This is a genomic window from Lysobacter antibioticus (genome assembly GCF_001442535.1).
Lineage (GTDB): Bacteria > Pseudomonadota > Gammaproteobacteria > Xanthomonadales > Xanthomonadaceae > Lysobacter > Lysobacter antibioticus.
The window spans coordinates 200,888-226,286 of sequence record NZ_CP013141.1 but is presented as its reverse complement, the minus strand read 5'-3'; the positions used below and the strand labels follow the sequence as shown (position 1 = coordinate 226,286).

Here is a 25,399-nt window from a genome sequence, read left to right as displayed (position 1 = left end):
GAGGAGTGAGAAGTGAGCTGCCGCGTTCGCGCTTCCTACTCGTTCCTCACTACTCGCTTCTACTCACTTCTCCACCGCGCGGGCCTGAGCCCACGCGGGGTTCACAACTTACTGGCGACGATCTGGCTGGCCAGGTTCGCGATCGCGGGTTCCATCAGGTCGGTCAGCGGCTTCGGCCACAGGCCGAGCACCAGCACGCCAGCCGCGAACACGCCCAGCACCAGCGCTTCGCGCGGGTTGATGTCCTCCAGCTCGGCGACGTGGGCGTTGCCGACGTCGCCCCAGATCACCCGCTTGACCAGCCACAGGGTGTAGCCGGCGCCGACGATCAGGGTGGTGGCCGCGCCGAACGCGATCAGCGGGTGCTGCTGGAAGCTGGCCACGATCACCATGAACTCGCCGACGAAACCCGAGGTGCCCGGCAGGCCGGAATTGGCCATCGCGAACAACACCACGAACGCGGCGAACCACGGCATCACGTTGGCGACGCCGCCGTAGTCTTTGATCATGCGGCTGTGCATGCGGTCGTAGAGCACGCCGACGCAGGTGAACATCGCGCCCGACACGAAGCCGTGGCTGATCATCTGCACCATCGCGCCCTGCAGGCCGAGGCGCGCGGCATCGGTGCCGTGCGCATCGCCGTTGTGGACCAGGGCGAAGGCGATGAAGGTGCCCAGGGTGACGAAGCCCATGTGCGAGACCGACGAGTACGCGATCAGCTTCTTCATGTCGTCCTGGACCAGGGCGACCATGCCGACGTAGATGATCGCGATCAGGCTCAGCGCGATCACCAGCCACGCCCACTCGTGGCCGGCGTCCGGCACGATCGGCAGGACGAAACGCAGGAAACCGTAGCCGCCGATCTTCAGCATGATCGCGGCCAGGATCACCGAACCGGCGGTCGGCGCCTCGACGTGCGCGTCCGGCAACCAGGTGTGGACCGGGAACATCGGCACCTTGACCGCGAAGGCGATCAGGAAGCCGAAGAAGATCCACATCTGCTCGACCGCGTTGAGCTGCAGCGCGTACATGTCCGACAACTGCCAGCTGCCGCCCTTCAGGTACAGGTAGATCAACCCGACCAGCATGAACACCGAGCCGAGGAAGGTGTACAGGAAGAACTTCACCGACGCGTAGACGCGGCGCGGGCCGCCCCACACGCCGATGATGATGAACATCGGGATCAGCATGCCCTCGAAGAACACGTAGAACAGCATCGCGTCCAGGGCCGAGAACACGCCGACCATCAGGCCTTCGAGGATCAGGAACGCGGCGTAGTACTGGCTGACGCGCTTGTCGATCGAGGTCCAGGCGCTGATCAGCACCAGGGTCGAGGTCAGCGTGGTCAGCGCGATCAGCGCCGCCGAGATGCCGTCTGCGCCGAGGTGGTAGCGGATGTCGTAGGTCGGGATCCAGGCGTGGTCTTCGACCAACTGCATCGCCGCGCTGCCGAAATCGGCATGGGTGAACATCATCACGCTCAGGCCGAGGGTGACGAGGGCCACCACCAGGGCGAACCAACGCGCGGCGTTGGCGCGCTCGTTGCCGAACGCGAGGGTGGCGAAACCGCCGAGGATCGGCAGCCAGATCAGAATGCTAAGCAAGGGCACGGGGCTCACGTCGGGTGTCCTTGTCGGATTAGTGCCAGAACCGGATGACGACGGCGAGCAATGCAATCAGGCCGAGGATCATCGCGAAGGCGTAGTGGTAGAGATAACCGGATTGGACGCGGCGGGTCAGGTTGGCGACGAAGCCGACCAGGCTCGCACCGCCGTTGACGACGGCGCCGTCGATCAGCTTGCTGTCGACCGCGCGCGAGGCCTTGCCGATGCCCACGCCGCCGGCGGCGAAGCCGTCGATCCACAGATTGTCCATGCCGTACTTGTTCTCCAGGATGCGCACCGGCAGCGCGAACAGCTTGCGCGCCTTGGCCGGCAGCTCCGGCTTCCACCAGTACATGACCGTGGCCAGGGCGAAGCCCGAGAACGCGAGCCAGAACGCCGGCGCCTGGAAGCCGTGCAGCGCGAACGCCACCGGACCGTGCCAGGCCTCCTCGCCGACCATCGCGATGGTGTCGCGGGCGGCGTCGAGGTCGATCGCGCCGAGGAAGAACGGCAGCTGCTTGACCTTGTAGTCCAGCCAATCGGTACCGAACAGCATCGGGCCGGCGGTGAAGAAGCCGATCAGCACCGACGGGATCGCCAGCAGGATCAGCGGCACGGTGACCACCCACGGCGATTCGTGCGGCTCGTGCGGACCGTGGTGACCATGATCGTCGTGCGCATCGTCGTGCTTGCCATGACCATGATCGTCATGGGCGTGCGCCGCATGGTCGTCGTGGTGCCCGTCGTGACCGTGCCCGGCATGCGCGTCGCGGAAACGCTCCTTGCCGTGGAAGGTCATGTACAGCAGGCGGAAGCTGTAGAACGCGGTCACGAAGGCGCCGAGCAGCACCGCCCAATAGGCGTACTGGGCGACCCAGTTGGCGTGCTCGCCGTGCGCGGCGTGGTGCGCGGCCTCGATGATGGTGTCCTTCGAGTAGAAACCGGCGAAGAACGGCGTGCCGACCAAGGCCAGCGTGCCGAGCAAGCTGGTCCAGTAGGTGATCGGCATGTACTTGCGCAGGCCGCCCATCTTGCGCATGTCCTGCTCGTGATGCATGCCGATGATGACCGAGCCGGCGGCGAGGAACAGCAGCGCCTTGAAGAAGGCGTGGGTCATCAGGTGGTAGACCGCGGCCGAGTACGCCGACACGCCCAGCGCGACGGTCATGTAGCCCAGCTGCGACAGGGTCGAGTACGCGACCACGCGCTTGATGTCGTTCTGGACGATACCGATCAGGCCGGTCCAGAAGGCGGTGGTGGCGCCGATGAAGAGCACGAAGTTCAATGCCGTCTGCGACAGCTCGAACAGCGGCGACATGCGCGCGACCATGAAGATGCCGGCGGTGACCATCGTCGCGGCGTGGATCAGCGCCGAGATCGGGGTCGGGCCTTCCATCGAGTCGGGCAGCCACACGTGCAGCGGCACCTGCGCCGACTTGCCCATCGCGCCGATGAACAGACAGATGCAGATCACCGTCGGCAGCGACCAGACGATCGGGTGCTCGCCGCCCCACACCTGGATGGTGCGGTCGGCCAGGGTCGGCGCGTTGGCGAACACGGTGCCGTAGTCGAGCGAACCCAGCGCCCACATCACCGCGCAGATGCCGAGCAGGAAGCCGAAGTCGCCGACGCGGTTGACCAGGAACGCCTTCATGTTGGCGAACACCGCGGTCGGCTTCTTGAACCAGAAACCGATCAGCAGGTACGACACCAGGCCCACCGCTTCCCAACCGAAGAACAACTGCAGGAAGTTGTTGCTCATGACCAGCATGAGCATCGAGAAGGTGAACAGCGAGATATAGCTGAAGAAGCGCTGGTAACCCGGGTCGTCGGCCATGTAGCCGATGGTGTAGACGTGGACCAGCAGCGAGACGAAGGTGACCACCACCATCATCATCGCGGTCAGCTTGTCGATCATGAAGCCGACGTGGGCCTCATAACCGCCGACCTGGAACCAGGTGTAGACGTTCTCGTTGAACGGCGGGGCGCCCTGCCCGGCCAGCTGCCAGAGCACGTACACCGACATCGCGCAGCTCGCGGCGACGCCGAGGATGGTGATCGTGTGCGAGCCGGCGCGGCCGACCTTGCGTCCGAACAGGCCGGCGATGATCGAGCCGAGCAACGGCGCGAGCACGATCGCCAGCAGGATGGACTTGGAGATTGCGGGTTCCATGCCGGATCAGCCTTTCATCGTGTCGATTTCAGCGACGTTGATCGTGCGCCGGTTGCGGAACAGCGTGACCAGGATCGCCAGGCCGATGGCGGCCTCGGCGGCGGCGACGGTCAGGATGAAGAACACGAACACCTGACCGGCCGGATCGGCCAGCTGACGCGAGAACGCGACGAAGTTGATGTTGACGGCGAGCAGCATCAGCTCGATCGACATCAGCAACACGATCACGTTCTTGCGGTTGAGGAAAATGCCGGCGACGCTGATGCAGAACAGCACCGCGCCGAGGGCGAGGTAATGGCCTAATGCAAGGCCGGCCCCGAAGAATTCGCTCACGGCTTGGCCTCCTGTGCGACGGGTTCGGCGGGCGCCGGCACCACCGGTTTGACCGCGTCCATCTTGATCAGGCGGATACGGTCGCTGGCGCGGACGCGGGCCTGGGCGCTCGGGTTCTGGTGCTTGGCGCCTGGGCGACGACGCAGGGTCAGCATGACCGCGGCGATCACCGCCACTGTCAGGATCACCGCGGCGATCTCGAACGGCAGCAGGAAGTCGGTGAACAGCGCGTGCGCCAGCCACTTGGTGTTGGAGGCGCCGGCGGCGTCCGCGGTCAGCGGCGCGGCCAGGTTGGCCTTGACCCCGATCAGGGTCAGCATCTCGACCAGCATCACCACCGCGACCAGCAGGCCGAACGGCAGATAGCGGACGTAACCTTCGCGCAGCGGCGCCACGTCGATATCGAGCATCATCACCACGAACAGGAACAGCACCATCACCGCGCCGACGTAGACCAGGATCAGGGCCACGCCGAGGAATTCGGCGCCGGCGATGATCCACACGCAGGCCACCGAGAAGAAGGTCAGCACCAGGCTGAGCGCGGCGTGGACCGGGTTTTTCAGGCTGATCACGGCCACCGCCGACAGCGTGGCCGCGGCGGCGAAGACGAAGAAAGCGATCTGGGCGAGATCCATATCGTGTGTACTCAGCGGAAGGCGGCGTCGGCAGCGCGGCGCTCGGCGATCTCGGTTTCGAGACGGTCGCCGATGGCCAGCAGCTGCTGCTTGTTGACGATGTTCTGTCCGCGTTGGTCGAAGTGATACTCGTGGATGTGGGTTTCCACGATCGAGTCGACCGGGCAGGACTCTTCGCAGAAGCCGCAGAAGATGCACTTGAACAGATCGATGTCGTAGCGCGTGGTGCGGCGGGTGCCGTCGGCGCGCTTTTCCGAGTCGATCGTGATCGCCAGCGCCGGACACACCGCCTCGCACAGCTTGCAGGCGATGCAGCGCTCTTCGCCGTTGGGATAACGGCGCAGCGCGTGCACGCCGCGGAAGCGCGGCGATTGCGGGGTCTTCTCCATCGGGTACATCAGCGTGTACTTGGGCTTGAACAGGTACTTGAGCGTCAGCCCAAGGCCCTGTGCGAGCTCGATCAGGAGCAGGCTCTTGAAATAGGAAACGATGCGGTTCATTAGGATGCCTGTCTCACTGTCCCGGCTGGAAGACGCCGTAGTACGCCATCACCGCGACCACGCAGATCCAGGCGATGGTCAAGGGGATGAAGACCTTCCAGCCCAGACGCATGATCTGGTCGTAGCGATAGCGCGGGAACGAAGCGCGGAACCAGATGAAGCAGCTGGCGAAGAAGAACACCTTGACCAGCAGCCACCACCAGCCGTCGACCGACAGCAGCGGAATGCCCAGGCCTTGGAACGGGCTAAGCCAGCCGCCGAGGAAGAACAGCGAGGTCAGGAAGCTGATCAGGATCATGTTGGCGTATTCGGCCAGGAAGAACAGCGCGAACGCCGACCCCGAATACTCCACCATGTGGCCGGCGACGATTTCCGACTCGCCTTCGACGACGTCGAACGGCGCGCGGTTGGTCTCGGCCACGCCGGAGATGAAATAGACCACGAACAGCGGCAGCATCGGCAGCGCGAACCATTCCAGCGCGCCGGCGTTGCCGGACTGCGCCATCACGATGTCGGTAAGGTTGAGGCTGCCGGCGCCGACCATCACGCCGACCATGGCGAAGCCCATGGCGATTTCGTACGAGACCACCTGGGCCGCGGCGCGCATCGCGCCGAGGAAGGCGTATTTCGAGTTCGACGCCCAACCGGCCAGGATGATGCCGTACACGCCGAGCGAGGTCATCGCCAGCAGATACAACAGACCGGCGTTGGCGTTGGACAACACCAGCTTGGTGTCGAACGGCACCACCGCCCAGGCCGCGAACGCGGGCGCCAGGGTCAGCAGCGGCGCGAGCTTGTACAGGAAGGACTCGGCCTTGGTCGGCTGGATCACTTCCTTGAACAGCAGCTTGAACACGTCGGCGAAGGCCTGGAGGATGCCCATGCCGACGTACATCGGACCACGACGCACGTGCATCCAGCCGATCAGCTTGCGTTCCCAGACCACATAGAAAGCGACGGTGATGATCACCGGCATCGCGATCAGCAGGATCTTGAGCACGATCCACGCGACCGTGCCGGCCATGCCGAACGACTCCAGCCAGGCGTGGAAGGGATCGACCACTTGGGCGATTGCGGTGGCAGTGTTCATCGCGCTCATGCCCTCACCACGTTGACGCGGGCGGCGCCGAGCGGCGCGGTGGCGCCATGCCCGCTTTCGATCCAGACCGTACCCGGCGCGACCTTGTCGCTGATCGCGACCGGCAGCGTGGCGGTGCCGGCGCCGGCGCTGAACTTGCCCACCGCGCCGTCGGAGAAACCGAGCGCGGCGGCATCGCTGGAATGCAGCACCGCACGCGGCTCGAGATTGAGCGGGTGCGATTGCAGCGCGGGCGCGCGGCGCACGGTGGCGTCGCTGCGGTAAATCGCGGTCGAGACCGCAACTTCCATGCCCTCGCCCGCCGCCGTCGGCGCGCGGCCGGCGGCCGGCTTGACGTCGCGGCCATGCAGACCGGCGCGCAGGCCGTCGAGATCGGTGAATTCGAAGCCCTTGGCCGCCAGCTCGCCGCCGAGCGCGCGCAGCACGCGCCAGCCCGGACGCGCCTCGCCCGGCAGCTTGCCGCCGGAGACCGCGCGTTGCTCGATGCCGTCGAGATTGGTCAAAGTGGCGTCGACTTCAGGCAGCAGGCCGATCGGCAGAATCACGTCGGCGACGGACTTGGTCGAACGGCAGGCGTAATGGCTGAAGGCCACGACCTGAGCCGCGCCGAGCGCGCGCAGCGCACTAGCGGTGTCGGCGAAATCCAGACCCGGCTCGATGCCGTAGAGGATGTAGGCGCCGCGTGCTTCGTCGAGCATGCCGCGCGCATCGCGGGCGCTCGGCAACACGCCCTGACGGGCCAGGCCGACCGCGTTCGCGCCCTGCGGAATGCGGCACAGGCGCGCGCCGGTGGCGTCGGCGAAAGCCTTCGCGGCCGCGCGGATCGCGGCGGCGTAGGGGCCGTTCTCGGCCAGCGCGCCGACGATGATCGCCGCATGCGTGGCGTTCTTGGCGACTTCGCGCAGCGCTTCGTCGCCGAGCGCGGCGGCGAGCTGCGATGGCGCGACGATGCGCTTGCCGGCGACGTCGAAGGTGAAATCGAAGTCGACCGGATTGACCACGTGCACTTTGGCGCCGCGGGTGAAGGCCTTGCGCACGCGCTGATGCACCAGCGGCAGCTCGTGGCGCAGGTTGCTGCCGACGATCACGACCAGGTCGGCCGTGTCGATCTCGGCGACCGGCATGGCGAAGGTCTCGGCCACGGCGGCGTCGGACAGGTCGTGCTGGGAGATGCGGTGATCGAGGTTGCCGGTGCCCAGGGCCTCGGCCAGGCGCGCCAGCAACGCGCCCTCTTCGTTCGAGGTCGCCGGGTGCGCGAGCACGCCGAGGTTGTCGCCGCCGTTGTCGCCCAGGATCTTCGCGGCGCGGGCCATGGCCTCGTCCCACGAGGCTTCGCGCCACTCGCCGCCATCCTTGACCATGGGGCGCTGAGCGCGGTCTTCCGCGTACAGGCCCTGGTGCGAATAACGGTCGCGGTCCGACAGCCAGCATTCGTTGACCGCTTCGTTGTCGCGCGGCACGGTGCGCAGCACGTCGCCGCGGCGCACATGCAGGAACAGGTTGCTGCCGAGCGCGTCGTGATAGCCGAGCGACTCGCGCGCGGTAAGTTCCCACGGGCGCGCCTTGAACTGGAACACCTTGTTGGTCAGCGCGCCGACCGGGCACACGTCGATGACGTTGCCCGACAGTTCGGTGGTCAAGGGCTTGCCGTCGAAGGTGCCGATCTGCAGGTTCTCGCCGCGGTACATGCCGCCGAGTTCGTAGGTACCGGCGATCTCGGCGGTGAAGCGGACGCAGCGCGTGCACTGGATGCAGCGCGTCATCTCGGTGGCGACCAGCGGGCCGATGTCCTCGTCGGGCACCACGCGCTTACGCTCGGAGAAACGGCTGACCGAACGGCCGTAGCCCATCGACAGGTCTTGCAGTTCGCACTCGCCGCCCTGATCGCAGATCGGGCAGTCGAGCGGGTGATTGACCAGCAGGAACTCCATCACGTTGCGCTGCGACTTCAGCGCCTTCTCGCTGCGCGTGACGACCTTCATGCCGTCCATCACCGGCGTGGCGCAGGCCGGCGCCGGCTTCGGCATCTTCTCGACTTCGACCAGGCACATGCGGCAGTTCGCCGCGATCGCCAGCTTGTCGTGGTAGCAAAAACGCGGGATCGCGATGCCGGCCTTGTCGGCGGCCTGGATGATCATCGAACCCTTCGGCGCGGCCATCTCGACGCCGTCGATGAAGACGGTGACGTGGTCCGGCGGCAGATTGGGGTTAACCGGTTGAGCGCTCACAGCGAGCTCCCCATCAAAGCGACGAACGAGCCCCTTGAGTCAAGGGGCGCATTGTTCGGACGCAACGCGTTCGAACAATGGGGGTTGTGGTAGTGCGCCGCGCTCATGCCGCCATCTCCACGTTGCCGGCGGCCTGATCGTCGACCAGGAAACGCTTGTTGACGATCGCGTACTCGAACTCGCCCCAGAAGTGATGCAGGAAACCCTGCACCGGCCACGCGGCGGCTTCGCCGAACGCGCAGATGGTGTGGCCTTCGATCTGGCCCGCGGCGGCGCGCAGCATCTGCAGATCGTCCAAGGTCGCCTGCTTCTCGACGATGCGGGTCAGCATGCGGTACATCCAGCCGGTGCCTTCGCGGCACGGCGTGCACTGGCCGCAGCTTTCCTTGAAATAGAACCGGGCGATGCGCTGGCACGCGCGGACCATGCAGGCGGTCTCGTCCATCACGATCACCGCGCCCGAGCCGAGGCCGGAACCGGCCTTCTGCAGCGAGTCGTAGTCCATCGTGCAGGCCATCATCGCCTCGGCCGGCAGCACCTTCATCGAAGAGCCGCCGGGAATCACCGCCTTGAGCTTGCGGCCGCCGCGTACACCGCCGGCGAGTTCCAGCAGATCGGCGAACGGGGTGCCGAGGCGGATCTCGAAATTGCCCGGATTATTGACGTGACCGGAGACCGAAAAGATCTTCGGGCCGCCATTGTTCGGCTTGCCGAGGTTGAGGAACCACTCCGCGCCGTTGCGCAGGATCGCCGGCACCGAAGCATAGGTTTCGGTGTTGTTGATCGTGGTCGGCTTGCCGTACAGGCCGAAGTTGGCCGGGAACGGCGGCTTGTAGCGCGGCTGGCCCTTCTTGCCTTCCAGCGATTCCATCAGCGCGGTTTCTTCGCCGCAGATGTAGGCGCCGGCGCCGAGCGCGCCGTAGATGTCGATGTCCACGCCGCTGCCGAGCACGTTCTTGCCCAGCCAGCCGTGTTCGTAGGCTTCCTTCAGCGCCTGCTCGAAATGCTCGAACGGCTCGTGATGGAATTCGCCGCGCAGGTAGTTGTAGGCCACGGTCGAACCGGTCGCGTAGCAGGCGATCGCCATGCCTTCGACCACCGCATGCGGGTTGAAGCGCAGGATGTCGCGGTCCTTGGCGGTGCCCGGCTCGGATTCGTCCGAGTTGCACAAAATGTACTTCTGGGTGCCGCTGCCCTTGGGCATGAAGCTCCACTTCAGGCCGGTCGGAAAGCCCGCGCCGCCGCGGCCGCGCAGGCCCGAGGCCTTGACCATGTCGACGATCTGCGCCGGGTCGGTCTTCTCGCTGAGGATCTTGCGCAACGCACTGTAGCCGCCGGTCTTGAGATAGTTCTCGTACGACCAGGGGGTTTCGTAATGCAGCGTCGTGTAGACGACCTGGTGCTCCTGCGGAGCCGGGCCGACCGGGCCGTAGCCCTTGGAATAATCGTGGTGACCGTGATGCGCCATCGGGGCCGACCTCACTTCAAACCGTCGAGCAGCGCGTCGACCTGGGTCGCGTCGAGCTTCTCGTGGTAATGACCATTGACGACGACCACCGGCGCGCCGCAGCACGCGGCCAGGCACTCTTCCTCGCGCTTGAGGAAGACGCGGCCGTCGGCGGTGGATTCGCCGAGCTTGCAGCCGAGCTTCTTCTCGGCGTGCCGGACCAGGTCCTCGGCGCCGTTGAGCCAGCAGCTGATGTTGGTGCAGAAAGCGACGTTGTTGCGGCCGACTTTCTCGGTCTCGAACATCGAGTAGAAGCTGGCGACCTCGTAAGCCCACACCGGCGGCAGGCTCAGGTACTTGGCGACCGCGGCGATCAGCTCGTCGGTCAACCAACCGCCGTTCTGTTCCTGCGCCGCATGCAGACCCTGCAGCACCGCCGAGCGCTTACGGTCCGGCGGAAACTTGCTCAGCCAGTGATCGATATGCGCACGCGTCTGGTCCGACAGCGCGAGCATCGGATCGACGTGCTGGGTGGCTTCGAAATTGCCTGTCGCTTTCATAAGGGTAAAGCCGGGAATCGGGAATGGGGAATCGAGAGTCGGGAAAAGCGTAAAAGCGAGAAGGCGGAGCGGGCGAATCGGAGAAGCTCGGCGTAAAACCACACGACCTCAGCTTTATCGATTCCCCTTTCCCGATTCCCGATTGTCGCCTTCACCGATCGATCTCGCCGAACACGATGTCGTAGGTGCCGATCATCGCCACCACGTCGGCGAGCATGTGGCCCTTCACGACCTCGTCCATCGACGACAGGTGGGCGAAGCCCGGCGCGCGCAGCTTGACCCGGAACGGCTTGTTGGCGCCGTCGGAGACCAGGTAGCAGCCGAACTCGCCCTTGGGCGCCTCGACCGCGGCATAGGTCTCGCCGGCCGGCACGCAATAGCCTTCGGAGAACAGCTTGAAGTGATGGATCAGGGCTTCCATGTCGTCCTTCATCTCCTCGCGCTTGGGCGGGGCGACCTTGAAGTTGTCGACGATCACGGGGCCGGGATTGGCGCGCAGCCACTTCACGCACTGCTTGATGATGCGGGTGGACTCGCGCATTTCCGCGACCCGCACCAGGTAACGGTCGTAGCAATCGCCGTTGACGCCGACCGGGATGTCGAAATCGACCTCGGCGTACTTGGCGTAGGGCTGCTTCTTGCGCAGGTCCCAGGCGATGCCGGAGCCGCGGATCATCGGACCGGTCATGCCCCAGGCCAGGGCCTGCTCCGGCGAGATCACGCCCACGCCGACGGTGCGCTGCTTCCAAATGCGGTTATCGGTCAGCAGCGTCTCGTACTCGTCGACGCGCTTGGGGAAATCGTCGGTGAACGCATCCAGGTAGTCGAGCATCGAGCCTTCGCGCCACTCGTTGAAGCGCTTGAGGCTATTGCCTTTCTTCCACGGCGATTCCTTGTACTTCGGCATCCTCTCGGGCAGATCGCGATAGACGCCGCCGGGACGGTAGTAGGCGGCGTGCATGCGCGCGCCGCTGACCGCTTCGTAGCAGTCCATGAGCTCTTCGCGCTCGCGGAAGGCGTACAGGAACACCGCCATCGCGCCCAGGTCGAGCGCGTTGGAACCGACCCACATCAGGTGGTTCAGGATGCGGGTGATTTCGTCGAACATGGTGCGGATGTACTGCGCACGCTCGGGCGCCTCGATTCCCATCAGGGTTTCGATCGCGCGCACGTAGGCGTGCTCGTTGCACATCATCGACACGTAATCCAGGCGATCCATGTAGCCGATCGACTGGTTGAACGGCTTGGACTCGGCCAGCTTCTCGGTGCCGCGGTGCAGCAGGCCGATGTGCGGATCGGCGCGTTGCACGACTTCGCCGTCCATTTCCAGGATCAGGCGCAGCACGCCGTGCGCGGCCGGATGCTGGGGACCGAAGTTGAGCGTGTAGTTGCGGATCTCGGCGTTGTTGAGGCCCGAGGTGCCGCTGTTGACGAACGGCATCGTGGTGGCGGGGTTGGACATCACTTCACCTCGCCGCGCTGGGCGGCTTCGCCGACGGCGGTCTGGTAGCGCGCGTCGTCGCGGATCACGCGCGGCACGCCGACGCGCGGCTCGATCGAGACCGGCTCGTAGACCACGCGCTTCTTCTCGGCGTCGTAACGCACTTCGACGTTGCCGATCAGGGGGAAGTCCTTGCGGAACGGATAGCCGACGAAACCGTAGTCGGTCAGGATGCGGCGCAGGTCCGGATGGCCTTCGAAGATGATGCCGTAGAGGTCGAAGGCTTCGCGCTCGAACCAATTCACACCCGGCCAGATCGAGGTCAGCGAGCCCACCACCGGCAGGTCGTCGTTCTGGGCGAACGTCTTCAAGCGCAGGCGATAGTTGTGCTGGCACGACAGCAGATGGGCGACCGCGGCGAAGCGGCGCTCCGGCGTCGAGGCATCTCCGTTGGGCGACTCGCCCCAACGGAAACGGCCGGCGCTCTTGCCTTCGACGCCGCGCGAGAAACCTTCCGAGGAGACGTCGGTGCTCCACTCGTCGCCGCCGTAGCTCAGGTAGTCGACGCCGCTGACGTCGACGCATTGCTCGAAACCGAACTCGTCGCGCAGGGCGCGCGCCGCGGCCAGCCAGGCGGCCGGAGAGACTTCGAGGGTCAGTTCGCCGCGCGGTTCGGCCACGACGACCAGAGCGTCGGCGAAACGTTCGCGCAGACGCTCGGCAAGGTTCGCAGTGCTCATTCGCGGACGCCTTGCTTGTGATCGCCGAAGTTGGTGCCGCGGCGGATCTTGCGCTGCAACTGCAGGATGCCGTAGACCAGCGCTTCGGCGGTCGGCGGGCAGCCGGGAACGTAGACGTCGACCGGCACCACGCGGTCGCAACCGCGCACGACCGCATAGGAATAGTGGTAGTAGCCGCCGCCGTTGGCGCAGCTGCCCATCGAGATCACCCACTTCGGGTCGGGCATCTGGTCGTAGACCTTGCGCAACGCCGGGGCCATCTTGTTGACCAGGGTGCCGGCGACGATCATCACGTCGGACTGGCGCGGCGACGGGCGGAACACCACGCCGTAACGGTCCAGGTCCAGGCGCGAAGCGCCGGCGTGCATCATCTCGACCGCGCAGCAGGCCAGACCGAAGGTCATCGGCCACATCGAGCCGGTGCGCGCCCAGTTCCAGAGCGTGTCCAGATTGGTGGTCACGAAACCCTGCTGCAGCAGCGGGTTCTCGCCTTCCGGGCGCAGGATGTCGTCGAGGCGGCCTTCCGGGATCGGGTTGTGCATCAGGCCCGAAACCTTGTCGCCAACGGTTTGGATCACTCCCATTCGAGCGCTCCCTTCTTCCAGACGTAAACGAAGCCGAGCAGGAGCATGCTGGCGAAAATGCCCATCTCGATCAGGCCGATCGGTCCGAGGTCTCGGAACACCGTGGCCCAAGGCACGATGAAGATGATTTCCAGGTCGAAGATGATGAACTGGATGGCGATCAGGTAGTAGCGCACGTCGAATTGCATGCGCGCGTCTTCGAAGGCTTCGAAGCCGCATTCGTACGGAGACAGTTTCTCCGCAGTCGGGCGCTTGGGCCCGAGCGTATTGCCTACTACCAACAGGGCGACGCCAATGACGCTGGCGACGATCAGGAACAACAGAGTCGGCAGGTATTCGGCCAGCACGCGGTGTTCTCTCGGCTACTTGTTCGGCTACATGGGCGCGTTTCCGCGACCTTGGCTTGGCGCCCGGGCGCCCAGTCGTTGGGACGGCGGGTCGCGGCCCGCCGTGCGTGCCGCACCTGCGTACCGTGGTGCGAGTTGCGAATTGCTTGGAGCTAGGAGTGTGAAGCTAGGAATGGAATGGTGCCCAAAGGGGGACTCGAACCCCCACGACCTAAGTCGCTACCACCTCAAGGTAGTGCGTCTACCAATTCCGCCATCTGGGCACTGTATCCAACCAAGCCATCCTGGCTTCGACTTCACAAGGGTCTTGCGAAGTCGCTCGGTCATCGCTGACCTGCCCCGCCATCCGAGCGGGGCGCTGGAACTCTATTTTAACCTGTTTATCTCAGCCGCCAGTAGTCGGCTGCTTTGCCGGGGCTGCCTGCTCGGCCGGAACCTGCGTCGGCACGGTGGCCGGAGCCGCCGGAACCTGGGTCGCGGGTGCCGGAGCCGTCGCCGGAGCGGACTGGCTTGCCGGAGCCTGCGGCACGCTGGTGGCCGGAGCCGCCGGGGTGCTGGCGGCCGGAGCAGCGGTCGCCGACGGAGCCGGAGCCGTCGCCTGCGGGACGCTGCCCATGAGACCGACACTGGGCTTGTCCGGGGTGACCGCGGTGCGACTCGCCTGCCAGGCCATGAAGAGGCTGATCACGAAAAACGCGATCGCCAGCCACTTGGTGGCCTTGGACAGGAAGTTCGACGAACCGCGGGCACCGAACACGGTCGCCGAGGCACCGCCGCCGAAACCCGAGCCCGCCTGCGCACCCGCGCCGCGCTGCATCAGGATCAGCGCGATCATGGCGATCGCGATCAACACATAGATGACGTTGAGGAACAACAGCATCGTTAAGGATTCTTCGATTCGGACTGCTTGTTACGACCGTGCCGGGCCCACGAGGTTCATCGGGCCCGCTCGATCAGGGTGCCGCCGCGAGTGCGATGGCGTTGAAGTCCGCTGCGACCAGGGAGGCGCCGCCGACCAGGCCGCCATCGACGTCCGGCTGGGAAAACAGCGCGGCGGCGTTGTCGGCTTTCACGCTTCCGCCGTAAAGGATCGGTAGCGAGCCAGCGATTGTAGCATCGTGTGAAGCGATTTCGCTACGAATGAATGCGTGGACGTCCTGGGCCTGTTCGGGCGTGGCGGTCTTGCCGGTGCCGATGGCCCAGACCGGCTCGTAGGCCACGATCGCGCCTTCCAGCGCGGCCACGCCGAGCAACTCGAAAATCGGCGCCAGTTGTTCCTGCAGGCGCCACTGGGTCTGGCCGTCTTCGCGCTCGGCCAGGGTCTCGCCGATGCACAGGATCGGCACCAGCCCGGCGGCCTTGGCGGCGGCGAACTTGCGCGCGACCAGTTCACTGCTTTCGGCGTGGTACTGGCGGCGCTCGGAGTGGCCGACCAGGCCGTAGCCGGCGCCGACGTCCTTGAGCATCGCGGCGGAGACTTCGCCGGTGTAGGCGCCCTTCTCGTTGCTGCTCACGTCCTGGGCGCCGAAGCTCAGGCCGCGCTCGCCATAGTGTTCGATCAGCTCGCCCAGGTACGGCAGCGGCGGTAGGATCAGGCGTTCGACACCGGACGGCGGCGTTTGCGCTGCGACTTCGTCGAGCAAGGCGAAAGCGAACTCGCGGCTGCCGTGCAGCTTCCAGTTTCCGGCGACGATCCTGCGGCGCATGGCGACTCCCTTGATGCTGAGGCGCGCAGTTTACATTCATCGACCAGGACTGAGTGGAGAGGCGTCAGTGGAGAGGAGCGAGGAACGAGCGCAGCGGCTCGCCGCCCTCGTTTCCGGCGCGTCCGCCCCTACTTAGTGAGATGCCGCCCTGCTCGTTCCTCACTCCTGCGCACTCGATACTCATCCCCTCCCCCGCCCCGCATGAGCCCAACGCCCTCGCCCACCCTGCACAGCTTCGCGCCGATCGAGGCTCCCGACGCCAAAGTACTGGTGCTCGGCAGCATGCCCGGGGCCGCTTCGCTCACCGCAGGGCGCTATTACGCCCATCCGCGGAACCGCTTCTGGCCGATCATGGGCGCGGCGGTCGGCGCCGGCCCGGAATTGGCGTACGAACAGCGGCTGGAGCGCCTGCGCGCCGCCGGCATCGCCCTGTGGGACGTGCTTGCCGAATGCGAGCGCGAGGGCAGCCTGGACTCGGCGATCCGCGACGAGACCGCGGTCGCCAACGACTTCCCCGGCTTCCTGGCTCGCCATCGGCAGGTACGCACCCTGCTGTTCAACGGCGCCAAGGCCGAACACGCGTTCCGCCGCTTCGTCCTCAAGCCGCTGGCCCGCCCGGACCTGATCCTGCGCCGGCTGCCCTCGACCAGCCCGGCCAACGCCTCGCAGCGCAACGAGACGAAGTGGACGGCCTGGCGCGAGGCCCTGCGCGAAGCCGGCGTCGCCGTAGCCGACTGACTCCTCGGCTGATTGCCGGACTGATTGCCGGGCTGAACGCCTGGCCGATCAGAGCCCTCGCCGGCCGATCCGTCCGCGAAACCCGCATCGCGGCCATCGGTGACCGCTCGGCTGCGCCCTCCGGATCGCGGCCCGGGTGATTCACGTCTGCAACATCCGCGGCCCCGGCCCGAACCGGGCCCGGACTGCTGAAACCCGCGCCGCTACGGGCTTTCGGCTTGGCGAAAGCGGCCCCGCCCCTGCCCGCCCGAGACCCTACCGGAGATTTTTTTCCGTCCGACCCTGTCCTGCGCTCCAGGGCACCGCCGTTTGTTGGGGTTAACCGCCCAGCAGGGCCCACCACCATCACTCGATCGCTTGCGGCCCTCCGGGCGCCGCGGGAAGCGGAGCCTTTCGTCCGCACCAACAGGAAGTCGCTGCGCCGTCGTCGTGATCGACACCAGCAGCGCCGAAACGCCGTTCGCGCCGTCCGGGTCGGAGCGCGAGCGGTCACACAGGGACCGACCCGTTCATCCCTCAGGGAAGCGCTACCACAAGGAGCTCCACCATGAAGACCAATCGCCACCGTTCCACCCTGCAGCTCGCCGCGTTCAGCGCGCTCGTACTGCTGTCTTCCACCGCCTCGGCCATCGCCGGCGAGACCGTGATCCGCACCCCGCAGGGCGACATCGCCGCGATCGACGCGCCGAAATCGCAGCAACTCACCGCGAAGACCGCCTACGCCCATCCGTTCGCGACCGAGCGCCAGCGCGCCGCGGCCAAGCCCATGGTCTGGACCGACCGCGGCAACGACGCAGCGCCGCAGGCCGCGGCCCTGACCGACAAACTCGTGCGCACCGCCAGCAGCGCCCCGGGCGGCAGCGCCCCGGTCTTCGGCAATTACCTGGCCCGCAGCCATTTCCGCGCTAACTGGGACAAGCTCGACGCGCTCGATGCACGCCAAGGCGCCGCGCCGGACGCCTCGATCTCTTCCGAGAAAGACGGCGCCCACTACCCGTACACGCGCTTCCTCGGCAACTACTACACCAGCCAGTGGAAGGCCTCGCCCTGGAACAAGATCGGCAAGCTGTACTTCACCAAGCCCAATGGCAGCTCGTCGTACTGCACCGCCAACGTCGCCAGCGGCAACTCGGTGCTGGTGACGGCCGCGCATTGCGTGTATTCGTTCGGCCAGGGCTGGAACTCGAACTTCGTGTTCGTGCCGGCCGAGCGCTACGGCGTGGCGCCGTACGGCCAATTCGGCTGGAGCACCGCGCGCGTGCCGACCAACTGGATCAGCTCGGGCACCCGCCGCTGGGACGTGGCCGTGATCAAGCTGACCGGCGAGCAGACCAGCGGCCTGCCGGTGACCAGCTACGTCGGCTGGCTCGGCCGCGCCTGGAATCAGCCCTACTCGCTGTACACCTACTCGCACGGCTACGCGAGCAATCTGAGCACGCAGTACACCAACATCTGCGCCGGCCAGACCTACGACTCGCCGACCGAAGGCACCAACGTCCTGGTCCAGGGTTGCGATATGACCTACGGCGCCAGCGGCGGCGCTTGGCTGATCAACTACACGCCGAACTCGAGCAGCGGCAACCACGTCAACAGCGTGGTCAGCGGCCCGCACATCGGCGCCTTCGGCACCGCCTGGGTCGGTGCGCGCTTCAACGACGACAACATCGTCCCGCTGTGCACGGCGATCGGTTGCTGATAGCCGGGAATAGGGAATCGGGAGTCGCTGTTGCGATCCCGGCGCCCGGGCCAGGGAGCGGCCGATGCGGTAAAGAAAAAGCCGGCGCAAGCCGGCTTTTTCTTGTCCACGGGCAAGGCCTGCGGAACGCGTTTTAAGGAAAAAGCCCGCCGGTTGGCGGGCTTTTTCTTTCAGGGCGGGAGGTCAAACGACGAACAACCGCTGAAACTCACCGGCCCACCCAGATTACGAAACCTCTCCGATTCCCGAGTCCCGATTCCCGAGTCCCGATTCCCGAGTCCCGAGCGCCTACTTGAGCTTGATCTCGCGCAGGCGCTCTTCGAGGTAGCCCTGGGCGGTGATCGGCTCGGGGTAACGGCTCGGGTTGTCCGAGGTGATCGTCGAGGGCAGCACGTCGATCAGGAAATCCGGGTTCGGGTGCAGGAAGAACGGGGTCGAATAACGCGGCTGACGCGCTTTCTCGCCCGGCGGGTTGACCACGCGGTGGGTGGTCGAGGGGTATACGTGGTTAGTCAGGCGCTGCAGCATGTCGCCGATGTTGACCACGATGGTGTCGGCGTCGGCGGTGAACGGCACCCACTCGCCCTTGCGCGACTTCACTTCCAGGCCGGCCGAGCTCGCGCCGACCAGCAGGGTGATCAGGTTGATGTCCTCGTGCGCGCCGGCGCGCACGTTCGGGATATCGTCGGTGGTGATCGGCGGGTAGTGGATCGGGCGCAGGATCGAGTTGCCCGAATCGGTCTTGTCGGCGAAATACTGCTCCGGCAGGCCGATGTGCAGGGCCAACGCACTGAGCACGCGCGAACCGAGGCGGTCGAGCGACTGGTATAGGCCATAGGCCTGCTCGCGAAAATCGGGTATCTCCTCGGGCCACAGGTTCGGCGGCATCTCGGCGGCGTACTTGGAGTCGCGCGGGATCTCGCGGCCGACGTGCCAGAACTCCTTGAGGTCGAAATGCTTGGAATCCTTGGCGGTCTCCACGCCGAACGGGGTGTAGCCGCGCGCGCCGCCGCCGCCGGCGACGTGATACTTGCGCTTGACCTCTTCGGGCAAGGCGAAAAAACGCTTGAACACGTCGTAGGAGCGGTCGATCTGCTGGTCCGAGATGTCGTGACCGCGAATGCCGGCGAAGCCCCATTCGCGATAGGCCGCGCCGAGCTCGGCGACGAAGGCCTCGCGGTCGGTATCGAAGCGGCGGATGTCCAGGGTGGGAATCTGACTCACGTTGACGTTCCTGTTGATGTTTCTTCCGGGCAGACCGCTATCTTCGCTCAAAGCCGCGGGCTGCGCGCAAGGCCCGCACCGCGGGCCGTCCGTATGGATACAAACCCGCACCGCGGGCCGCCCGTATCGACACAAACCCGCCACGCGGGCCGCCCCTATGGGCAGCCGGCCCCCACACAGGATGAACGCCTTCATGCGCAGCCCCCGCCCCCTCCTTCCGACGGTTCTCCACGGCTTTGTTACACGATAAAGTCGCGCCCCGACCCGGCGTTGCTGACCGGCAGCGCCACCGACCGCCCGAGACGTTCCTTAGATGGATGACTTAGCCGCCCGCCAAGCCTTCACGGTGCGTCGCGCCCTGGCCTGGCTGACCGGGTTCACCCTGACCAACGCGGCGGCGGCGATCGCGATCGCCGGGTTCAACATCCCCTTCGGCCATCTGGCCGAGCACTGGAAGGCGGCGCTCTTCCTGACCGTGGCCCTGCCCGGACACTTCCTGTTCTTCGGCGCCCTGCTCGGCGTGGTGCCGCTGCTGCTGGGCTGGATCGGCCGGCGCATGCGTTGGATGACCGTCGCCGCGGTGATCCTGCAGGCGGCCTGGATCTGCCTGCTGGTGGCCGACGCGAAGGTCTTCGCCCTGTACCGGTTCCACCTCAACGCCATGGTCGCGAACATGGTGTTCGGCGGCGCGATGCAGGACCAGGTGGTGTTTTCCGGTGCGGTGTGGGGGCTGATCGCCGTCGCGGTCGGCTCGGTGCTGGTGCTCGAGATCCTGGCGGCCTGGCTGTGGTGGCAGGCGCTGGCGCGCCGACCGGGCACGATCCGCATCGTCAAGGCCTGGTGGATCGCGGCCGCGGTGATGTTGTTCGGACAGGGCATGGTCGCCTACGCCGACGCCCGCGGCGACCGCGCGGTGATGTCGCAGCTGCCCTATATCCCGTGGGCGCAACCGATCACCCTGAAGGATGCCTTGCATCGCTTCGGCGTCGGCAACGACGAGTCCGCGCGCCTGCCGAGCGAGGGCGAAGGCCTGCTGGCGTATCCGCGCCGGCCGCTGCAGTGCGAGGCCCAGCCCAAGCTCAACGTGGTGGTGATCCTGCTCGAATCGCTGCGCTACGACGTGCTGACCCCGGAGGTGATGCCGAACACCTGGCGCTATGCGCAGCAGTCGCTGAACTTCGAGGATCACTACAGCGCCGGCAACGCCACCCGCTTCGGTGTGTTCGGCCTGCTCTACGGCCTGCCCGGCGGCTACTGGCACAAGATGCTCGCCGAACAGCGCGGCTCGGCCCTGATCGGGCAGATGAAGCGCGACGGCTACGGCATGCACATCTACGGCAGCGCGCCGCTGTACAACCCGGAATTCGACCGCACCGCGTTCTCGGAAGTGCGCGAGCACATCGTCAACGGCCCGCGCGAACGCAAGAGCGCCGAACGCGACCAGACCATCCTGGAACGCCTGCAGGCCGACATCGTCGCGACGCCGGCCGATGAGCGTTTCTTCGGTTTCGTGTTCCTGGATTCGCCGCACCAGCCTTACTACATGCCCAAGGGCTATGTCTCGCCGTTCCAGCCGATGGCGAAAGAAATCAACGTGTTCGAATTCGGGCCGGATCACGATCCGACTCCGGAGTTCAATCGCTACCGCGCCTCGGTGCATTACAGCGACCAGCTGATCGGCCGTTTCCTCGCCCGGCTCCGGGCCAGCCCCTTCGCCGACAATACGGTGGTGGTGATCACCGGCGACCACGGCGAGGAATTCAACGACCTCAAGCAGAATTACTGGGGCCACAACGGCAACTTCTCCGACTTTCAGTTGCGCACGCCGTTCGTGCTGCACTGGCCGGGCAAGACGCCGCGGAAGATCGCCCACACCACCTCGCACGAAGACCTGGTCCCGACCCTGATGCGGCATGCGCTCGGCTGCCGCAACGACAGCGCCGACTACAGCACCGGCCGCGACCTGTTCGGTCCGGGGCAGCCGTCGCGCCCGCTGCTGGTCGAAAGCTGGTCGCAGCGCGGCATCCGCCAGGGCGACCGGATCTATCTGTTCGACAACTACGGCGCCGCCACGGTGGTCGACCGCCAATACCGCCCCCTGCCCGAGGCCAAGGTCGACCCGGCCGCGGTCAAGTCTTCCTGGGAAATGCTGACGCGGTTTCAGCAGCGTTGAGGGGCGAGTTGCGTCGCCGCAACTCGCCACGACCCCTGTAGGAGCGGCGTGAGCCGCGAGGCGGGGGCATCGATGGCTGCGCAGCTACGGACGCATGGCGGTCGCGACTTGCCTCGCTCCTACCCGAAGCCGCGCGCTCTTGTAGGAGCGGGGTGAGCCGCGACTGCGGGGCAGCCGATGGCTGCGAAGGCTCGGATGGATCACGGTCGCGACTTGCGTCGCTCCTACCCCAAAGCTGTGTGCTCTCATGGCAACGACGCGAGCCGCATCCGCGGGGTTGCCGATTGCCGCGCAGACTCGGATGCATGGTGGTCGCGACTTACGTCGCTCCTACATGAGCTTAACCAGGCAAAAAAAATCGCACCGACGCCTGCGCGTCGGTGCGATCGGTATCCGGCTCGCAGCTTCAGACGGCCGCGCGTACGGCGTTGGCCAGCGTGTCGAGCGTGGTCTGCATCAGAGTGGCTTCGTCGGCTTCGACGGTCACGCGCACCACCGGCTCGGTGCCGGAGGGACGCAGGAAGGCGCGGCCGCGTCCGGCCACGGCGGCTTCGGCCTGGGCCAGGGCCTGCTTCACCGAGGCCGCTTCGGTCGGCTTGTTGCTGCCTTCGTAGCGGACGTTGATGGTCTTCTGCGGCACCCGGCTCAAACCTTCGAGCGCGGTGCGCAGGCTCAGACCACGCCGGCCCAGCACTTCCAGCACCTGCAGCGCGCTGACGATGCCGTCGCCGGTGCTGGTGCGGTCCAGGCACAGCAGATGGCCGGAGGCTTCGCCGCCCAGCACGCCGCCGTGGGCGATCAATTGCTGGTGGACGTAGCGGTCGCCGACCTTGGCGCGCAGGAACGGGATGCCGCGCTGCTCGAAGGCGCGCTCCAGGCCGTAGTTGGTCATCAAGGTACCGACCACCGGGCCCTGCAGGCGGCCGCTGTCCTGCCAGTCGGTGGCGAGCACGTACAGCAGGTCGTCGCCGTCGCAGATGCGGCCTTCGCCGTCGACGAACAGCACGCGGTCGCCGTCGCCGTCGAAGGCGATGCCGAGGTCGGCGCCGGTCGAGCGCACCCGCTCGACCAGGGTCTGCGGATGGGTCGAACCCACGCCGTCGTTGATGTTGAGGCCGTTCGGTTCGATCCCGATCGCATCGACGCGGGCGCCGAGCTCGCTGAGCACCAGCGGGCCGCTCTGGTAGGTCGCGCCGTTGGCGCAATCCATGGCGATGCGCATGCCGCTGAGGTCGAAACCGCGCGGCACCGAGTTCTTGCATGCTTCCAGATAGCGGCCGATGGCGTCGCGGGTGCGCACGGCCTTGCCGAGGCGTTCGGATTCGACGGTCTGGAACGGTTCCTCGAGCGCAGCTTCGATCGCCAGCTCGGTCTCGTCGTCGAGCTTCTCGCCTTCGGCCGAGAAGAACTTGATGCCGTTGTCGTAATGCGGGTTGTGCGAGGCCGAGATGACGATGCCGCCGTCGGCGCGCAGCGAACGGGTCAGGTGGGCAACGGCCGGTGTCGGCATGGGGCCCATCAACTGCACGTCCACGCCGGCGGCGACCAGGCCGGCTTCGAGGGCCGCCTCGAACATGTAGTTGGAGATGCGCGTGTCCTTGCCGATGATGACCATCGGGTTGCGCCAGCCGCGCCGGATCAGCGCGTGGCCATAGGCGTTGCCCAGGCGCAGGACGAAATCGGCCGAGATCGGGCCTTCGCCGACCCGGCCGCGGATGCCATCGGTGCCGAAATACTTACGTGCCATACAGTTCAACCTCCAGGTAGCGCGACGCGTCGCACCTGGACGCGCGCGCTGGATGTGATCGGGAAAGGAACGAAGACATCGCCGACGATCGGCGCCCCCAGGCCATCCAGCCCGCCGTCGTGTGCAGAAATCGCTGAGACTGTCTCGACAGCCCCATAGTGACCGCGCGGATACGCCGCTACGATCAAGCCGCTGCCTCGGCGTCGTCTTCGGGTTGAGATTGTTTCATCATCATCGCCAAAAGATGGGCGAGACGATCACGCATTTCGCGACGGTCGCAAATTTGGTCGACCGCGCCGTGCTCGACGAGGAACTCGCTGCGCTGGAAACCTTCCGGCAATTTTTCGCGCACGGTCTGTTCGATCACGCGCGGGCCGGCGAAGCCGATCAAGGCCTCGGGTTCGGCCATGTTGATGTCGCCGAGCATCGCGAACGAGGCCGACACGCCGCCGGTGGTCGGATGCGTCATCACCGAGATGTACGGCAGGCCGGCCGCGCGCAGGCGACCGAGCGCAGCCGAGGTCTTGGCCATCTGCATCAGCGAGAACAGGCTTTCCTGCATGCGCGCGCCGCCGCTGGCGGAGAAGCACACGAAGGGGCTGCCGATCTCCAGCGCGGTTTCGGCGCCGCGGGCGAAGCGCTCGCCGACCACCGAACCCATCGAACCGCCCATGAAGGCAAAGTCGAACGAGCTCGCCACTAGCGGCCGCTGCTTGAGCGTGCCGCGCAGGGTGATCAGGGCGTCGCGTTCGCCGGTGGCCTTCTGCGCGGCCTTGATGCGCTCGGAGTACTTCTTCTGGTCCTTGAACTTGAGCACGTCGGTCGGGCCGAGCTCGGCTCCGATCTCGACCGTGCTGCCGGCGTCGAACAGCGCGTTCAGGCGCGCGCGCGCGCGGATCGGCATGTGGAAACTGCACTTCGGGCAGACCTCGAGGTTTTCCTCGAGCTCGGGGCGGTACAGCACCGCGCCGCAGCGCTCGCACTTCTCCCACAGCCCCTCGGGCACGCTGCGTCGTTTCGCCGCGCCGGATTCGGTGCGGATACCGGACGGCATGAGTTTCTTGAGCCACGACATACGATGGAACCTTCTGTTCAGACAGCTGTTGAAGGACCGGACCGGCGGCGATGAAACCATCGCCGCCGCCAGCCTAGCGGGTCAGTTTAACGCAGCGAACCATACGGTCCGTGGTTCAGCCGTCAAGGGCCTGTCGCAGAGGGGTCAGGAAACGCCGCGCAGCCTGGGCCGCGGCCTGGGCATCGGTGGTCGGCGCCAGTTCGGCCACCAGGGCGCTGCCGACCACCACGCCGTCGGCCTCGCGGGCCATGGCCGCGGCGCTGGCCGCGTCCTTGATGCCGAAACCGGCCACCACCGGCACCCGGCTGCGGGCACGGATGGTGTGCAGGCGCTCGTTGGCGGCGCCGGCGTCGAGGCGGTCGGCGCCGGTCACGCCGGCGAAGCTGACGTAGTACAGGTAACCCTGGGCGTCGTCGCAGAGCAGCGCCAGGCGCGCGTCGGTGGTGGTCGGGGAAGCCAGCAGGATCAGGGCCAGGCCGGTCTCGTTGAAGGCCGCGCGCAGTTCTCCGGCCTCTTCCGGAGGCAGGTCGACCAGCAGGACGCCGTCGACGCCGGCGGCGACCGCATCGCGGGCGAAGCGCGCGTTGCCGCGGATCTCGATCGGGTTCAGATAGCCCATCAACACCACCGGGGTGTCGGCGTCGCGGCCGCGGAATTCGCGTACCGCTTCCAGCACCCAGCTCAGGCCGGCGCCGCGCGCGATGGCGCGCTCGGAGCTGCGCTGGATGGTCGGGCCGTCGGCCATGGGGTCGGAGAACGGCACCCCGAGTTCGAGCACGTCGGCGCCGGCTTCGACCAGGGCGTGCATCACCGGCACGGTCGCCTCCAGCGAGGGATCGCCGGCGGTGACGAACGGGATCAGGGCCTTGCGGCCGGCGGCCTGCAGATGTTGGAACTTGGCGTCGATTCGGTTCATGAGGCGAGCAGTGAGTTCAGAAGAGTGAGGAGTGAGTCAAAGCCAAAACCGAGCCGCACGACGGGTGAGATCTCGCAACGACGGCGCGTTGCCGCCCTTGCTCACTGCTCACTCCTACGCACTCGTTCCTCGCTTCAAACCGGTGTTGGAACTTGGCGTCGATTCGGTCCATGGGGCGAGCAGTGAGTTCAGAAGAGTGAGGAGTGAGTCAAAGCCAAAACCGAGCCGCACAACGGGTGAGATCTCGCAACGGCGGCGCGTTGCCGCCCTTGCTCACTGCTCACTCCTACGCACTCGTTCCTCGCTTCAAACCGGTGTTGGAACTTGGCGTCGATTCGGTCCATGGGGCGAGCAGTGAGTTCAGAAGAGTGAGGAATGAGTCAAAGCCGCACGACGGGTGAGACCTCGCAACGGCGGCGCGTCGCCGCCCTTG

The 25,399-nt window shown here is 66.3% G+C and carries 22 protein-coding genes and 1 tRNA gene; 3 read left to right on the top strand and 20 right to left on the bottom strand.

Going from position 1 to position 25,399, the window contains the following annotated elements:
* Nucleotides 1-101: 101 nt before the first annotated feature.
* The 16 genes from GLA29479_RS00945 to tpiA form a co-directional block, all read right to left on the bottom strand.
* Nucleotides 102-1,619 (bottom strand): NADH-quinone oxidoreductase subunit M, encoded by a 1,518-nt coding sequence (locus GLA29479_RS00945; RefSeq protein WP_057970502.1) that lies wholly within the window; start codon nt 1,617-1,619, stop codon nt 102-104.
* Nucleotides 1,620-1,638: 19 nt separating this feature from the next.
* Nucleotides 1,639-3,777: an NADH-quinone oxidoreductase subunit L gene (gene nuoL, locus GLA29479_RS00940; protein ID WP_057918243.1), complete on the bottom strand. Its 2,139-nt coding sequence runs from the start codon at nt 3,775-3,777 to the stop codon at nt 1,639-1,641.
* Nucleotides 3,778-3,783: 6 nt separating this feature from the next.
* Nucleotides 3,784-4,110, bottom strand: a complete 327-nt coding sequence (nuoK, locus tag GLA29479_RS00935) for an NADH-quinone oxidoreductase subunit NuoK (RefSeq protein ID WP_057918244.1) — start codon at nt 4,108-4,110, stop codon at nt 3,784-3,786.
* The gene (locus tag GLA29479_RS00930; protein WP_057918245.1) at nt 4,107-4,745 is read right to left on the bottom strand and encodes an NADH-quinone oxidoreductase subunit J; all 639 of its coding nucleotides are present in this window, start codon (nt 4,743-4,745) and stop codon (nt 4,107-4,109) included. The genes nuoK and GLA29479_RS00930 overlap by 4 nt, the downstream gene beginning before the upstream one ends.
* Before the next feature lie 11 nt (nt 4,746-4,756).
* Nucleotides 4,757-5,245: an NADH-quinone oxidoreductase subunit NuoI gene (gene nuoI, locus GLA29479_RS00925; protein ID WP_031370873.1), complete on the bottom strand. Its 489-nt coding sequence runs from the start codon at nt 5,243-5,245 to the stop codon at nt 4,757-4,759.
* 13 nt (nt 5,246-5,258) lie between these two features.
* The gene (gene nuoH / locus GLA29479_RS00920; RefSeq protein ID WP_031370874.1) at nt 5,259-6,335 is read right to left on the bottom strand and encodes an NADH-quinone oxidoreductase subunit NuoH; all 1,077 of its coding nucleotides are present in this window, start codon (nt 6,333-6,335) and stop codon (nt 5,259-5,261) included.
* Between the two features lie 5 nt (nt 6,336-6,340).
* Complete coding sequence (gene nuoG, locus GLA29479_RS00915) at nt 6,341-8,572, bottom strand: NADH-quinone oxidoreductase subunit NuoG (RefSeq protein ID WP_057970501.1); 2,232 nt, start codon at nt 8,570-8,572, stop codon at nt 6,341-6,343.
* A gap of 103 nt (nt 8,573-8,675) precedes the next feature.
* On the bottom strand, nt 8,676-10,040 hold the full coding sequence (nuoF, locus tag GLA29479_RS00910; protein WP_057918248.1) for an NADH-quinone oxidoreductase subunit NuoF: 1,365 nt from the start codon (nt 10,038-10,040) through the stop codon (nt 8,676-8,678).
* An 11-nt stretch (nt 10,041-10,051) separates the two neighbouring features.
* A complete protein-coding gene (nuoE, locus tag GLA29479_RS00905; protein WP_057970500.1) occupies nt 10,052-10,579 on the bottom strand; it encodes an NADH-quinone oxidoreductase subunit NuoE in 528 nt (175 codons plus the stop codon).
* 151 nt (nt 10,580-10,730) lie between these two features.
* On the bottom strand, nt 10,731-12,020 hold the full coding sequence (locus GLA29479_RS00900) for an NADH-quinone oxidoreductase subunit D (protein ID WP_057920083.1): 1,290 nt from the start codon (nt 12,018-12,020) through the stop codon (nt 10,731-10,733).
* 20 nt (nt 12,021-12,040) lie between these two features.
* The gene (locus GLA29479_RS00895) at nt 12,041-12,760 is read right to left on the bottom strand and encodes an NADH-quinone oxidoreductase subunit C (protein WP_057970499.1); all 720 of its coding nucleotides are present in this window, start codon (nt 12,758-12,760) and stop codon (nt 12,041-12,043) included.
* Entirely contained in the window at nt 12,757-13,344 is a 588-nt protein-coding gene (locus GLA29479_RS00890) for a NuoB/complex I 20 kDa subunit family protein (RefSeq protein ID WP_031370880.1), read from the bottom strand. The genes GLA29479_RS00895 and GLA29479_RS00890 overlap by 4 nt, the downstream gene beginning before the upstream one ends.
* Nucleotides 13,335-13,691, bottom strand: a complete 357-nt coding sequence (locus tag GLA29479_RS00885) for an NADH-quinone oxidoreductase subunit A (RefSeq protein ID WP_031370881.1) — start codon at nt 13,689-13,691, stop codon at nt 13,335-13,337. Before GLA29479_RS00885 ends, GLA29479_RS00890 begins: the two co-directional genes overlap by 10 nt.
* A gap of 178 nt (nt 13,692-13,869) precedes the next feature.
* Nucleotides 13,870-13,954: transfer RNA gene (locus GLA29479_RS00880), tRNA-Leu, on the bottom strand.
* Nucleotides 13,955-14,076: 122 nt separating this feature from the next.
* Nucleotides 14,077-14,571 carry a preprotein translocase subunit SecG gene (gene secG / locus GLA29479_RS00875; protein ID WP_057970498.1) on the bottom strand — a complete coding sequence of 165 codons (495 nt, stop codon included), beginning with the start codon at nt 14,569-14,571 and terminating at the stop codon, nt 14,077-14,079.
* A 73-nt stretch (nt 14,572-14,644) separates the two neighbouring features.
* A complete protein-coding gene (tpiA, locus tag GLA29479_RS00870; RefSeq protein WP_057970497.1) occupies nt 14,645-15,397 on the bottom strand; it encodes a triose-phosphate isomerase in 753 nt (250 codons plus the stop codon).
* Between the two features lie 201 nt (nt 15,398-15,598).
* Between tpiA and GLA29479_RS00865 the strand changes: the two genes are divergently transcribed.
* Entirely contained in the window at nt 15,599-16,135 is a 537-nt protein-coding gene (locus tag GLA29479_RS00865; protein WP_057970496.1) for a DNA-deoxyinosine glycosylase, read from the top strand.
* 547 nt (nt 16,136-16,682) lie between these two features.
* The gene (locus GLA29479_RS00860; protein WP_057970495.1) at nt 16,683-17,831 is read left to right on the top strand and encodes a trypsin-like serine peptidase; all 1,149 of its coding nucleotides are present in this window, start codon (nt 16,683-16,685) and stop codon (nt 17,829-17,831) included.
* 288 nt (nt 17,832-18,119) lie between these two features.
* On the opposite strand, the gene GLA29479_RS00855 is transcribed toward GLA29479_RS00860, so the two are convergent.
* Nucleotides 18,120-19,055: an isopenicillin N synthase family dioxygenase gene (locus GLA29479_RS00855; protein WP_057970494.1), complete on the bottom strand. Its 936-nt coding sequence runs from the start codon at nt 19,053-19,055 to the stop codon at nt 18,120-18,122.
* 313 nt (nt 19,056-19,368) lie between these two features.
* Between GLA29479_RS00855 and GLA29479_RS00850 the strand changes: the two genes are divergently transcribed.
* Nucleotides 19,369-21,228 (top strand): DUF3413 domain-containing protein, encoded by a 1,860-nt coding sequence (locus tag GLA29479_RS00850; RefSeq protein WP_057970493.1) that lies wholly within the window; start codon nt 19,369-19,371, stop codon nt 21,226-21,228.
* A gap of 406 nt (nt 21,229-21,634) precedes the next feature.
* On the opposite strand, the gene glmM is transcribed toward GLA29479_RS00850, so the two are convergent.
* The 3 genes from glmM to trpA form a co-directional block, all read right to left on the bottom strand.
* Nucleotides 21,635-22,975: a phosphoglucosamine mutase gene (gene glmM / locus GLA29479_RS00845; protein WP_057918257.1), complete on the bottom strand. Its 1,341-nt coding sequence runs from the start codon at nt 22,973-22,975 to the stop codon at nt 21,635-21,637.
* 184 nt (nt 22,976-23,159) lie between these two features.
* A complete protein-coding gene (gene accD, locus GLA29479_RS00840) occupies nt 23,160-24,050 on the bottom strand; it encodes an acetyl-CoA carboxylase, carboxyltransferase subunit beta (RefSeq protein WP_031370889.1) in 891 nt (296 codons plus the stop codon).
* A 115-nt stretch (nt 24,051-24,165) separates the two neighbouring features.
* The gene (trpA, locus tag GLA29479_RS00835; protein WP_057918258.1) at nt 24,166-24,966 is read right to left on the bottom strand and encodes a tryptophan synthase subunit alpha; all 801 of its coding nucleotides are present in this window, start codon (nt 24,964-24,966) and stop codon (nt 24,166-24,168) included.
* Nucleotides 24,967-25,399 lie beyond the last annotated feature (433 nt).